11 protein-coding genes and 1 pseudogene are annotated in these 13,182 nt (G+C 58.7%); 4 read left to right on the top strand and 8 right to left on the bottom strand.

Features of this window, described 5'->3' with window-relative positions; all coding sequences use genetic code 11:
- The coding region (locus tag PseAD21_RS29645; RefSeq protein WP_305886539.1) for an RNase A-like domain-containing protein at window positions 1-487 on the top strand (487 nt) is incomplete at its 5' end.
- A 61-nt stretch (window positions 488-548) separates the two neighbouring features.
- Window positions 549-788 (top strand): annotated as a pseudogene (locus tag PseAD21_RS28515) (hypothetical protein); the annotation flags it as partial.
- Between the two features lie 500 nt (window positions 789-1,288).
- Here the strand turns inward: PseAD21_RS28515 and PseAD21_RS28510 are convergent.
- Both PseAD21_RS28510 and PseAD21_RS28505 read right to left on the bottom strand, forming a co-directional pair.
- Complete coding sequence (locus PseAD21_RS28510) at window positions 1,289-3,079, bottom strand: bifunctional diguanylate cyclase/phosphodiesterase (RefSeq protein WP_102359046.1); 1,791 nt, start codon at window positions 3,077-3,079, stop codon at window positions 1,289-1,291.
- Window positions 3,080-3,212: 133 nt separating this feature from the next.
- Entirely contained in the window at window positions 3,213-5,297 is a 2,085-nt protein-coding gene (locus PseAD21_RS28505) for a carboxy terminal-processing peptidase (RefSeq protein ID WP_178082181.1), read from the bottom strand.
- 138 nt (window positions 5,298-5,435) lie between these two features.
- On the opposite strand from PseAD21_RS28505, the gene PseAD21_RS28500 reads away from it, so the two are divergent.
- Window positions 5,436-6,398 (top strand): zinc-binding dehydrogenase, encoded by a 963-nt coding sequence (locus PseAD21_RS28500; protein WP_102359044.1) that lies wholly within the window; start codon window positions 5,436-5,438, stop codon window positions 6,396-6,398.
- 117 nt (window positions 6,399-6,515) lie between these two features.
- Here PseAD21_RS28500 and PseAD21_RS28495 read toward each other — a convergent pair whose 3' ends face one another.
- From PseAD21_RS28495 to PseAD21_RS28470, 6 genes are all read right to left on the bottom strand, one after another.
- Window positions 6,516-7,169, bottom strand: a complete 654-nt coding sequence (locus PseAD21_RS28495) for an HAD family phosphatase (RefSeq protein ID WP_102359043.1) — start codon at window positions 7,167-7,169, stop codon at window positions 6,516-6,518.
- 34 nt (window positions 7,170-7,203) lie between these two features.
- On the bottom strand, window positions 7,204-8,193 hold the full coding sequence (locus PseAD21_RS28490) for an ABC transporter ATP-binding protein (RefSeq protein ID WP_102359042.1): 990 nt from the start codon (window positions 8,191-8,193) through the stop codon (window positions 7,204-7,206).
- Window positions 8,190-8,990, bottom strand: a complete 801-nt coding sequence (locus PseAD21_RS28485) for an ABC transporter permease (RefSeq protein ID WP_003223125.1) — start codon at window positions 8,988-8,990, stop codon at window positions 8,190-8,192. Before PseAD21_RS28485 ends, PseAD21_RS28490 begins: the two co-directional genes overlap by 4 nt.
- The gene (locus PseAD21_RS28480; protein ID WP_177327382.1) at window positions 8,977-9,813 is read right to left on the bottom strand and encodes an ABC transporter permease subunit; all 837 of its coding nucleotides are present in this window, start codon (window positions 9,811-9,813) and stop codon (window positions 8,977-8,979) included. The genes PseAD21_RS28485 and PseAD21_RS28480 overlap by 14 nt, the downstream gene beginning before the upstream one ends.
- Before the next feature lie 5 nt (window positions 9,814-9,818).
- Complete coding sequence (locus PseAD21_RS28475; RefSeq protein ID WP_102359040.1) at window positions 9,819-10,625, bottom strand: alkaline phosphatase family protein; 807 nt, start codon at window positions 10,623-10,625, stop codon at window positions 9,819-9,821.
- Between the two features lie 180 nt (window positions 10,626-10,805).
- On the bottom strand, window positions 10,806-11,873 hold the full coding sequence (locus PseAD21_RS28470; protein ID WP_102359039.1) for an ABC transporter substrate-binding protein: 1,068 nt from the start codon (window positions 11,871-11,873) through the stop codon (window positions 10,806-10,808).
- Between the two features lie 352 nt (window positions 11,874-12,225).
- Between PseAD21_RS28470 and PseAD21_RS28465 the strand changes: the two genes are divergently transcribed.
- Window positions 12,226-12,939: a UTRA domain-containing protein gene (locus PseAD21_RS28465; RefSeq protein WP_095191885.1), complete on the top strand. Its 714-nt coding sequence runs from the start codon at window positions 12,226-12,228 to the stop codon at window positions 12,937-12,939.
- Window positions 12,940-13,182 lie beyond the last annotated feature (243 nt).

Raw genomic sequence — 13,182 nt, 5'->3', positions numbered from 1 at the left:
GTATCGGTATGTGCCGAATCCGACGGGGTGGGTGGATCCGTTGGGGTTGGCTTGCACGCCGTGTCCAGGAGCAATACAGGCTGATGGGCCATATAGTGAGATAGTCCCCGGCGGTGGTTTAGAGGCTCACGAGTCTCGAGGTGGGCATGTCATAGCGAAGCATGTCGATAGGTCTGAGGCTCAACTGAGAGCTAGACTACAGGAAGAGCCAAACATACCTATCGCATCAACATTTCCTAATAGATTTGAAGCTGAAGCCGCATTGTCGAATGTCATTAGGAATAATCAGAAGAAAATTGATGATTTTGTAAAAGGTAAAATGAAGAAGTTTGTTATCAATGAGAAAGTTTCGGCCCCAGCAGGGGTGGGTGTTGTGCGAAAGAGTGGAAAATTAGAGCCGTTGCTTAGCATCAGATTAGTGCTTCAGCGAGATGTGAAGTCGCCGCTTGGATACTTTATTTTGACGGGATTTGTAAATGACAAATGAAGAGTTTCCTCAGCTATTTCAGTTTCTCGGAGCTTATTTTCATGAGGACTGGATGGGCGAATTTGATGTCGCTGATGATGTCGTTAAATCGTTCATTGCGGATTCTGAAGCTTGCGTAATTCTGGATGTAATAAAGGAAACTGAAGCTGCATTGGCGCTTGATCTAGCAGAAGAAGATATTCGAGATTTTTTATTGACGGAGATGGGATGCAGTTACTGTTATTGGCACGAATGGCAGGATGGAATTACGTGGCTGAAACACGTACTTGTAATCCTCCAGACCTCAAAAAATAATATCTGAATGCCGGGAGAGGCTGGAGTTGACGTTCAGTTGATCGCTCCCTGAGGTAATCCGAGCTCAAGATTTTACAGTTGGGAAATCATGCGTGAAGCCTATGTGCTCGCAATCACCAGGGTTGAACGCGGACTTCCTCGTTACACCGGACAGAGTAGGAAGGGCGCCAACGTTGTAAAGATGAGGCTTCCTGACGCTGGGGAAGGTTACAAGCCAAATAGAAGGGACAAAGAAAATCCTAGATTAATTACCAATATGGGAGGGTTCGAAATGAAGTTCGATCCCATTACAAACGTACCATTTACTCTTTATCCGAAGGAGTGATTTTATGTACATTGATCCTGAAATATCGAAGCCTTATCTACCGAGTCCCGCATATTTTTTGTGTTGTTTTGATATTTATGATCGTGACGTGGTCGGCGGCACTAGAAGCTGAGTCTAGAGTGACTTTACTGACCCCTTCGCGAGCAAGCCCGCTCCCACAGGGATTGGTGTCGTCTGGGGCGTTAGCGTTGGCCGATTAGTTGTGGAGGGTGGAGGTCGGGCGTGTTGAGGCTATCAATCACATGCACGCTATACCCCGGAACATTCTTCGCATGATGCTTCGCCTGCGAAGCAATTTCCGCGAGTTGGCTGGCATCCAGTTCGGCGCAGGCCTCGGGGTGCAGGTGGACTACGCCGATGGACAGTGACAGCAGTGGAAACTCCTGCCGCATACCCTGACGGTTCGGCGCGATGAAGCACCCCGCCTCAAGATGCTCAGGGCGATAGAAGCGCCGGCATTGGCTCTGGAAGTCGTCGAGCAGCTGATTGAGTCGTTTGCGCCAGTCTTCCGGGCCGAGGACGAGGAGGAAGTCGTCGCCGCCGATGTGGCCGACGAAGTCGCGGGAAGGGTCAACGCGTTCGTTCAGGCATTGCGCCAGGCACAGCAGGACTTCGTCGCCACGGCCGTAGCCGTAGATGTCGTTGAAGGGTTTGAAGCTGTCGATGTCGACGTAGCAGATGATCGACTCGCGGCCCTGTTGCAGCAGGCGGGTCAGGCATTGCTGGATCGGCACGTTGCCGGGCAGCAGGGTCAGCGGGTTGGCGTAGCGGGCCTGCTGGATTTTCAGTTCGGTGATCAGTTTGAGCACGTCAATTACCCGACCCAGGCCGAGATAGCCGCCGTTGAGGGTAATGATGAAATCTTCTTCGATGCGCTGACGGGCGCGGCTGGTGATCAGGCGGCTGACCTGTTGCAGCGACTGGCTCATCTCCACGGCGAGGAAGTCGTCGTTCATCAGGCGGCTGATCGGTTTGCGCGCGAACAGGTCGGTGGCGAACGGTTTGAGCAACGCGTCGGACAACGAATGGCGATGGACGATGCCGCACGGCTGGCCTTGTTCATCGAGCACCGCCAGTGAGTTGAGGTTGGCCTGGCGGCGGAAGGCTTCCAGCACCGTGGCGGTCGGTGTGTCGCGATGCACGGCTGGTTGGTCGTTGAGCAGGGCGCTGAGGTCGCTGCCTTCGTCGTTGAGGGCCACGGCATTGCTGTCGTGTTTGGGCATCAGGGCCCGGGCATCGTGGGGTGGATGTTCCTGTGGGCGCCCCAGCAGATAGCCCTGCACCAGATCGACGCCCATTTCGGTCAACACCGCCAGCTCTTCCAGCAACTCGATACCCTCGGCAATCACCTGCGCTCGCGAAGCCTTGGCGATTTGCAGGATCGAGCCGACGAACTCGCGTTTCAGCGCATCCTGATGAATACCGTCGATGAAGTGGCGGTCGATCTTCACGTAATCAGGGCGCAGCTCGGACCACAGGCGCAAGCTCGAATAGCCGGCCCCAAGGTCATCCAGCGCAATTGAAAAACCCATCGCGCGATAGTGATGCAGCGCAGTTTGCAGCAACTGGAAATCGTCGATCGGTGTCTGTTCGGTGAGTTCGATCACCACCTGGCTCGGTGGTATGCCGAAATCCTGCAGTAGCTGCAGGGTGCGTCCCGGCTGGTGCGCCGCTTCGAGCAGGGATTCCGGCGAGACGTTGAGGAACAGCTTGCCCGGCAGTTGCTGCTCGTTGAAGCGACGGCAGGCAGACTGGCGACAAGCGATCTCCAGTTCGCTCAGGCGGCCGGCCTGACGCGCCACGGCGAACAGCGCGATAGGCGAGTGCAGCGGGCTGTTGGACGGGCCACGGGTGAGGGCTTCGTAACCGAGGATGCGGCGTTCGGAGAGACTGATGATCGGCTGGAACAGACTGTGCAAACCGCTTTGAGTCAGGATCGAGCTCAAGGCACTCAGCTGTTCGGTCGTGGTCATGGCAATCTCTGGCGATAAAAAAAGGACTGGGAGCGCTCTCGATGAAGAGAGTGGCTCCAGTCCTTTATTTCACGACAGAATGATGACTGTTTGATGACGCTCCGAGGAGCGTCAGCATTAAATTGCCATCACCTTACTTCTTGGCTACCTGATTGCTCAGCTTCAGGTAATCCAGCAGCACGCGCCCGGTTTCGCTCAGGTAGGCGTCGTCTTCTGGTTTGACCTTGTCCGGCTCGGCGGCCGCGAGGGCATCGTCGTCTTCTTTCTTCAGTTCTTTGAGCGGCTCTTCGCCTTTGGCTTTGCGACGGATGTTCTCCATCGCCAGTTGCTTGGCGTCGATGTCGGTGTGCTGGGCACGGCGTTCGGCTTCGTTGAGGCTGACGGTTTTTTCTTCCATCAGCTTCTGCGCCAGGGCCAGCTTGTCGCGGATGAACACGAACTCGGCGTCTTTGGCACTGCGTGCATCATGCTCGGACTTGAGCTGCGCCAGGTACGGCTTGAACGGATCGACCGCAGGCTTGATCGCCGCCTTGATGGTGTCCCACGGCATGGCTTCCGGCAGGGCGCTTTCGCCGATTTCCTTGGTGTCGATGATCGACGGATAATCGATGTCCGGCAGGACGCCCTGATGCTGGGTGCTCTGACCGGAAACCCGGTAGAACTTGGCCAGGGTCAGTTTCAGTTCGCCATGGTTCAGCGGCTGAATGGTCTGCACCGTGCCTTTACCGAAGGTCTGGCCACCGATGATCAGCGCGCGATGGTAGTCCTGCATGGCGCCGGCGAAAATCTCCGAAGCCGAGGCGGACAAGCGATTGACCAGCAATGCCATCGGGCCTTTGTAGAACGCGCCCGGGTTTTCATCTTCCAGTACATCGACGCGGCCATCGGCGTTACGCACGAGGACGGTCGGGCCCTTGTCGATGAACAGGCTGGTCAGCTCGGTGGCTTCCTGCAGGGAGCCGCCGCCGTTGTTGCGCAAGTCGATGACCACGCCGTCGACTTTCTCTTTCTGCAGTTCGGTCAGCAGTTTCTTGACGTCACGGGTGGTGCTCTTGTAATCCGGATCACCGGCACGGAACGCCTTGAAGTCGAGGTAGAAGGCCGGAATCTCGATCACGCCGAGCTTGTAGTCCTTGCCGTCCTGTTTCAGGTTCAGCACGGATTTTTTCACCGCCTGATCTTCAAGCTTCACCGCTTCGCGGGTGATCGGCACGATCTTGCTGGTCTGGTCGTTCGGCGCGTTGCTGGCCGGAATCACTTCCAGACGAACCACGGTGCCTTTCGGGCCGCGGATCAGCTTGACCACTTCGTCCAGGCGCCAGCCCACCACGTCGACCATCTCTTTGTTGCCCTGGGCAACGCCGATGATCTTGTCAGCCGGTGCAACCTGTTTGGTCTTGTCGGCCGGGCCTGCGGGCACCAGACGCACGACTTTCACTTGATCGTTGTCGCTCTGCAACACGGCGCCGATGCCCTCCAGGGACAGGCTCATGTTGATGTCGAAGTTCTCCGCGTTATCCGGCGACAGATAGTTGGTGTGCGGATCGTACGACATGGCGAAGGTGTTGATGTACGCCTGGAAGATGTCTTCCGGACGGGTCTGGTCGAGGCGCGCCAACTGGTTCTTGTAGCGCTTGGTCAGGGTTTCCTGGATCTGCTTCGGCTCTTTGCCGGCGATCTTCTGCCGCAGCACTTCGTCCTTGACGCGTTTGCGCCACAGGTCGTCGAGTTCAGCAGTGGATTTGAGCCAAGGGGCGTCCTTGCGATCGATCAGCAAGGTTTCCTTGGTGGTGAAGTCCATCTTGTCGACGCCCTTGTTCAACTCCGCAATGGCGAAGTCCAGGCGCGCCTTGACGCGGTCCAGATAGCGCTTGTAGATGGTGAACCCGGCGTTGAGGTCGCCGCTTTTGAGGAAGTCGTCGAACTGGGTCTTCCACTTGTCGAATTCGGCGATGTCGCTGGCCATGAAGTAGCTGCGCGATGGATCCAGCAGCTTGATGTAGCTGTCGTAGATGATCACCGAGCGCGCATCGTCGAGCGGCGGCTTGCTGTAGTGGTGACGCTTGAGCAACTCGACGACGTTGAGACTGGCGATCACTTCGTCGCGATCAGGCTGCAAGTTGTCCCAGCTGTTGGCTGCGAATGTTTTGCCCGACATCGGCAACAGGCCGATACCGATGAAAAGAGCGAGGGCGGTGCTGGGGAGCAAATGCTTCATGCTGATTCGACGCGGGGACAATTGATAACGCATATTAGGCCGTCTTTGAAGTCGCCGGTTCTACGAGAGCCGGTCGCATAATGCAAAAAGCCCGGCGCTACAGCTTCGGGCTCAGTCCAGACTCACTATGGAGGCACTGTGAAGGCATTGCAAGGCGTTGAAGGTCAAGTGGCATGGGTTGAAGAGCCGAGTCCTGCGTGCGATGTAGGACAAGTGCGCATTCGCGTGGCGGCAGCCGGCCTCAATCGCGCCGATTTATTACAGAAAGCCGGGCTTTATCCGCCACCGCCCGGCGCCAGTCAGGTGCTCGGTCTTGAGTGCTCCGGGGTGATCAGCGAGGTCGGCGCCGGGTCCTCCTGGCAGGTTGGTGACCGGGTCTGCGCCTTGCTGGCCGGGGGCGGGATGGCCGAAGAGGTGGTGGTCGACGGGCGGCACGTGCTGCCGGTGCCCGAGGGCGTCTCGCTGATCGAAGCCGCGGCATTACCCGAGGTTTATGCAACGGTCTGGCTGAATGTGTTTCAACTGGCGGCGTTGAAACCGGGTGAGAAAGTTCTCTTGCACGCCGGAGCCAGTGGAATTGGTTCAGCGGCCATTCAGCTGTGCAAGGCGTTCGGCAACCCGTGCTGGGTCAGCGTCGGCTCGGCCGAGCGTCTGGCCTACTGTGAAGCGCTCGGCGCCCAGGGCGGCGTGGTGCGCAGCGATGACCTGGAGGGCCTGCGCGACTTCGCTCCGTTTGACGTGATCCTCGATCCGGTTGGCGGCACTTACGCCGCGCTGAACCTCAAGCTGATGGCGCTCGACGGACGTTGGGTGCTGATCGGGTTGATGGGCGGGCGTGAGGCGAAGCTGGATCTGGCGCAGGTGCTGGCCAGGCGTGTGCAGTTGCTCGGTTCGACCCTGCGCAGCCGTGATGATCAATTCAAGACGGACCTGCTCAGTGACCTGGGGCAGCACGTGTGGCCGCTGTTTGCCGAAGGGCGGTTGAGCCCGCAACTGGCGAAAACTTTTCCGGTGAAAGATGCCGAAGCGGCGTTTGCCGAGTTGGCGAGCAATACGGTGGCGGGGAAGGTGGTGCTGGTGATTGACGACAGCCTGAGCTGACAACACCGGAAAACCTGTGGGAGCGGGCTTGCTCGCGAAAGCGGAGTGTCAGTCGATAAGTTTTTGACTGATTCACCGCCTTCGCGAGCAAGCCCGCTCCCACATTTGAATCTATGGTTACTTCCAGAGGTGGATCGGCCAGCCGGCTTTTTCGGCGTGCTCAAGGAGCACCGGATCCGGATTCACCACATGCGGGAAATCCACCTTCAGCAACAACGGCAAGTCGTTGCGTGAGTCGGAATAAAAACTCGCGCCTTCAAGATTTTCTTCCTCGGCGTCCAGCCACTCCAGCAAGCGGGTGATCTTGCCTTCGCGGTAGGTCAGCGTGCCAACGGTGTGGCCGCTGTAAACGCCATGCGCGACTTCCAGTTCGATCCCCAGAATCTCGTCGATGCCGAGTCGGTCGGCAATCGGTCGGACCAGGTGCGTGCCCGACGCCGAGATCACCAGAATCCGGTCACCCGCCTTGCGATGAGCGGCGATGGTTTTGGTCGCATCGCTGAAGATGATCGGCTCGATGAAATCTTCCACCCAAGGCCCGACCAGATGATCGACTTCTTCCGGCGTGCGGCCGATCAATGGCTCCAGGCTGAAGACCATGTACTCTTCCATGCGCAATTTGCCATGGCTGTAGGCGTCCATCAGCTCGTCGTTCTTGCGCATGAACGACTCGGGATCGACCCAGCCCAGGCGCCCCATCTGCTCGCTCCAGAGGGTGGCGCAGTCGCCGTGGATCAGGGTTTCGTCCAGATCAAAAATTGCCAGGGCCATCAGTGCAGTTCTCTCTTCAACGTCAGCAAAGTCATCAGGCTACCTCACACAGGGCCGTCGGATCGATTGAAAGTGCCAGGCGCTGACCGTCGGGATGCAGATCCGCCGCCGAGCGGTTGAGCACGTCCACCACCAGTTCCACGCCACGCGCCTCGACCCGATAGCGGATCACGTTACCGAGCAGGCTGTGGCTGCGGATCTGCGCGTCGAGTTCGCCATTGAGGCTCAATTCGATGGCTTCCGGACGAATCGCGATGCGGTGGTTGATCGGCCGTTGCAGCAGCTTCGATGCGTCGTCGGCGTCGAGCAGGTTGTAGTTGCCGATGAAGCCGGCGGCGAACAGATCCACCGGCGCGGTGTAGAGGGTTTCAGCGTCGCCGCTCTGGACGATTTTCCCTTGGTTCATCAGGAAAATCCGGTCGGACATGGTCAGCGCTTCTTCCTGATCGTGGGTGACGAAAATAGTGGTCAGGCCGAGTTCTCGCTGGATCTGCCGGATCTGTTCACGCAGGTGTTTGCGAATCCGCGCATCCAGCGCCGACAGCGGTTCATCCAGCAGCAGCAAGCGTGGACGGGTGACCAGCGAGCGCGCGAGGGCGACGCGTTGGCACTGACCACCGGAGAGCTGGTGCGGATAGCGGCCGGCGAAGTCGTTGAGCTCAACCAGTTTCAGCACCTCTGAGACACGCTTGTGGCTGTCGTCGGCATTGACCTTTTGCATCCGCAGGCCGAAGGCAACGTTCTGTTCAACGGTCATGTTGGGGAACAGTGCGTAGCTCTGGAACACCATGCCGATCCCGCGTTTTTGCGGGCTCAGCGGCACGATATCGACGCCATCGAGCAGAATCTTGCCGCCATCCACCGGGGTCAGGCCGGCAATGCAGCGCAGCAGCGTTGACTTGCCGCAACCCGAAGGGCCGAGCAGGGTGACGAATTCGCCCTTGTTGATTTCGCAGTTGATGTCGCTGAACACCGGGGTGCCGGCGTAGTTTTTCTTCAGGTTCTGGACGCTGACATAGCTCATTCGCTTTTGTCCTTGTTCAAGATGTTGGCGATCCAGGTCAGGACCAGCACGAAAAAGAAGTACGAGATCACCAGCGCACTGGTGAAGTGACCGCTGCTGTTGCGCATGTTGTTCAGATAAACCTGCAAGGTTTCGTAACGCGTGCCGACCAGAATGTTGGCAAAGACGAACTCGCCGAAGAGGAACGAGAACGACAGCAGCAATGCGACCATCAGGCCTTTGCGCAGGTTGGGTAGCACCACCAGGAATGCCGCCTGAAAGGTGCTGGCGCCGAGCAGTTGCGCCGCGTCCATCAAGTCGCGCAGGTTGATCGCTTGCAGGTTGTTGGTGATCGCCCGGTACATGAACGGCAGCGCCACGGTGAAGTAGCAACCGATCAGGATCCATGGCGTGCCGACCATTGCCAGCGGCCCGGAACCGTAGAGCTGCAACAGCCCCACCGACGACACCACTGGCGGCACCGCGAAGGGCAGCAGGATCAGGATGTTCATCAGCGCATCGAGTTTCGGAAAGTGGTAATGCACCACGAACAGCAGCGGCAGAATCAACACCACCGACAGCACCAGTGCGCCGACGCACACCAGCAACGATTGGCCGAAGGCGTGCAGAAAGCGCGGATCGCTCCACAACTGGATATACCATTTGAAGGTGAAGCCGCTGGGCAGGATGGTCGCCGACCAACTGCTGGCGATCGAGTAGATCAGCGTGCCCACCAGCGGCAGCAGCAGGATCGCGAACAACAGGTAAACCACGACGCGGTGGTAGACGCCGGCCGGGCCGGATTCAGCGCGAGACATGGTAGCTCCTCTTCAACAGCAGTTGATGCACGACGGTGACGATGGTCATCAACGCCACCAGCACCACGGCCAGCGCGCTGGCGAGGTTCGGGTCCAGCGAAATGTCGCCGGAGACCATCGCCGCGATGCGGATCGGCAGCACGTTGAAGTTGCCGGTGGTCAAGGCATACACCGTAGCGTAGGCGCCTAGGGCGTTGGCCAGCAGGATCACGAAGGTGCCGAGCAGCGCCGGGGTCAGCACCGGCAGACCGATGTGGCGCCAGAACTGCCAGCCGTTGGCGCCCAGCAGCGCGGCGGACTCGCGCCAGTCTTCACGCAAGGCGTCGAAGGCCGGGTAGAGCAGCAGCACGCCGAGGGGAATCTGGAAGTAGGTGTAAAGGATGATCAGGCCGGTTTTCGAGTACAGGTTGAAGTCCTGAATGATCCCGGCCTGCTTGAGCATGATGGTGATGCTGCCGTTGAACCCGAGCAGGATGATGAAGGCGAAGGCCAGCGGCACACCGGCGAAATTGCTGGTCATGTTGGCGAAGGCATTCACGAAGTTACGCAGTTTCGAGTCGACCCGGCGCAGCGAATACGCACCGAGCACGGCGATGATGATGCCGAACACACTCGACCAGAAGCTGATCTCGAGGCTGTACTGGATCGCCTGCAGATAGAACTTCGAACTGAAGATCTTGCTGAAGTTTTCGAAGCCCCAGCCGAACTCTTCCGACTGCAGGCTGTTGATCATCACCCAGACCAGCGGGGCGATTTCGAACACGATAAAGAACAGGGCGAAGGGCACCAGGCACAAGGCTGCCAGCCATTTGCCGCGAGTCATTGAGTTCACTTGAGCAGCTCCCGGCACACAGGTTTGTCGTGGGGCACGCCGAGCAGTTCGCAGACAGTGCCGCAGATTTCAGTCTGTTTCGGCGCCGCGTCCGCGTTGAGGCTGAAAGCGTCGCCGAGGACGAACAGCGGCACCTGGCGTTCTTCCGGCAGCAGGCCGTTGTGCGAGCGGTCGTTGTTCATGCCGTGGTCGGCCGTCACCAGTACCTGATAACCGGCGTCGAGCCAGCCTTGCAGGCAATCGGCGAGGATGACGTCCGCCGAGCGCGCGCTGTTGCGGTACTGCGAGGAGTCGAGACCGTGCTTGTGACCGGCGTCGTCGATGTTCATCGGGTGGATCAGCAAAAAATTCGGCGCATGGCGCAGGCGCAGGTTTTCCGCGTCGGCGAACAGGTGCGAATCCGGGTAGTGGTCACTCCAGTAGAAGTGGCCGTGCTGGATCGGCAGCGACAGGTTGTCGGTATGCCGGTCGCGTGCTGCCACGAACGGCGAGCGGTTGTACAGCTCGCTGACCCAGTGATAGGCCGCCGCCGCGGTTGTCAGGCCGGCGTCGCGGGCGTAGTGATAGATGCTGCGCTGGTTGGACAGGCGCGCAACGTTGTTGTGGACGATGCCGCTGTCGATTGGCGGTACGCCGGTGAGGATGCATTCGTAAAGCGGTCGGGACAGGGCCGGCAACTCGCACTCCAACTGGTAGAGCGCCGCACGTCCTGCGCCAACGTAAGCCTGCAGATGCCCCATGGCGTGCCGCGCGACTTCAAAGTTGAGGCCGTCGAGCACGACAAGGATGACGTTGTGCTTCATAGGGGCAAAAACTCCGCGAAAAACAGGAAATTCAAATTCAACCTGGATCCCCTGTGGGAGCGGGCTTGCTCGCGAATGCGGAGTGTCAGTCGATAATTCTTGACTGATCCACCGCATTCGCGAGCAAGCCCGCTCCCACATTTGGATCTCCAACAAATCACACAGAGGTGATTCGCCGCCTTACTTCATCTCGACGATGACTTCTTCGTTCCACTTCTGCGGCAGGGCCTTGGAGGTTTTTTCCCAGGCGTCGGCGTCCTTGATCGGCGTGACCTTCTTGTACTGCTCGTTCGGCAGCAGCTTGGCTTTCACGTCTTCCGGCAGTTGCAGGTGTTCGGCGCGGATTGGGCGAGCATTGCCGCGAGCGAGGTTGGTCTGGCCGGCGTCGCTGAAAATGTATTCGCGGGTCAGCTTGGCGGCGTTCGGGTTTTTCGCGTACTTGTTGATGATCGTGGTGTAGCCGGAAATCACCGAACCGTCGGACGGGATCAGCACCACGTAGTCATCCGGGTTGGCCATCTTGGCTTTGTAGCTCAGACCGTTGAAGTCCCAGACCACACCGACTTCGATCTCGCCTTTTTCCATGGTGGCGATGGTCGGGTTGGCCATCGACAGGCGACCCTGCTTGGCGATGTCGGCGAACAATGTCAGCGCTGGCTTGATGTTCTTCTCGTCGCCACCGTTGGCCAGTGCTGCGGCGAGTACGCCGTTGGCTGCTTGCGCGGCGGTGCTCACGTCACCGATGGAAACCTTGTATTTGCCGCCCTTGAGGTCAGCCCATTTGGTCGGTACTTCGGAACCGTGCAGCAGCTTCTTGTTGACGATGAAGGCGATGGTGCCGGTGTAGGCCAGTGCCCAGTTGCCGTCCTTGTCCTTGGCCCAGGCCGGAACCTGATCCCAGGTGCTTGGCTTGTACGGTTGCACTACGCCCTGCTTGACCGCGATCGGGCCGAAGGCAGCACCGACGTCGCCGATGTCGGCGGTGGCGTTGTCTTTTTCAGCGGCGAACTTGGCGATTTCCTGGGCCGAGCTCATGTCGGTGTCGATGTGTTTCAAGCCGTAGGTCTTGGCCAGGTCTTCCCAGGTGCCTTTCCAGTTGGCCCAGTCATCGGGCATGCCGACGCTGTTGACGGCGCCTTCCGCTTTCGCAGCGGCTTCGAGGGTTTTCAGGTCGGTGTCGGCCGCCATGGCGGCGGTGCACATTGCAATGGTCGAGCCTAACAGTGTTGCCAGGAAAAGCTGTTTCATTCCGAAGCTCCTTGGTCGTGTTCAACGCTGCGATTGCGGTTTGTGTTGGTCTAGGTCAGCAATACCTGAGCCAATTTAAGGGGGCTGGATGACACTTTGATGTCGGCGCGGGTCCGGCAGGGCTTTTATTGGCCCGGTTCTGGCGCTTGCCCGGTAAGCGTAGACCAAGGTCAAAGCCCCGGTTGGCAAGGGACTTGGCCGATGTATTGCAAGTCATGAGGGCGACCGTCGGGCGGGTTTGTCATCTCTCGGTCATCTGCACTGCCTAGGCTTGCAACACATGGAAACGGCTTGCAGGCCGTGCAGTTTTTGCCCTGAAACAGTGCTGGTCTAGTCCAGATAGGTAACGTTGATGCGCGATGAGGCAACAAAAGCGGTGACAGCCATCGGCCAGGTGCTGCAGGAGCAGCTCGATCACGGCCTGTTGGCGCCGGGCAGCAAGCTGCCGGCCGAGCGCAAGCTCAGTGAGTTGTTCGGTACCACGCGCATCACAGTGCGTGAGGCGCTGTTGCAGCTGGAGGCGCAGGGACAGATTTATCGTGAGGAGCGGCGCGGCTGGTTCGTCTCGCCGCCGCGTCTGGCGTACAACCTGATGCAGCGCAGTCACTTTCACGCGATGGTCAGTGCGCAGGGGCGAGTGCCGTCGACCGAGGTGATTTCGGCGCGCCTGCAACCGGCTTCGGCGGCGGTGTGTGCGTGGTTGCAGTTGCCGGCGTTGTCGAGCGTGATTCAGATTTGCCGGTCGCGGCGCATTGATGGGCGATTGGTGTTGTATGTGGAGCACTATCTGAATCCGCAGTTTTTTCCGGGGATTCTGGGGTTTGATTTGAATCAGTCGATTACCGAGTTGTATGCGCGGCATTACGATTTGCACTATGGGCGGGTGCGGTTCGAGATTGTGCCTACGTCACTGTCTGTGGATGCGGCGGCGGCTTTGCGGGTTTCTGTGGGGAGTCCGGGATTGAGGATTGCTCGGGTTAATTATGATCAGCATGAGCGGTTGATTGATTGTGATCTGGAGTTTTGGCGGCATGATGCGATTCACGTGGGTGTAGATGTGGTTTGAGCGTTTGACCTTGGCGGCCTTTGGGCCGACCAGGTTCTTGTTGATGGGGTGAATATCCGTTTCTTCGGTTGCTGCCGCTGACGGTTTCGCCCTGACGGCGAGTCACTTTTCCAGACGCCGAAAAGTAACCAAAAGGCTTGGCCCCGGCGTTCGGCCCGCTCGCTAAGGCTCGGGGTTCCTTCGTTCCGGAATTGATCCGGGCGCATCGCCTCCGGTTTGCTTCGCTGCACCTCCTCTCGATGT

This window comes from Pseudomonas sp. AD21 (assembly GCF_002878485.1).
In the GTDB taxonomy this organism is placed as follows: Bacteria; Pseudomonadota; Gammaproteobacteria; order Pseudomonadales; family Pseudomonadaceae; genus Aquipseudomonas.
This window is presented reverse-complemented; position numbering and strand designations above follow the sequence as displayed.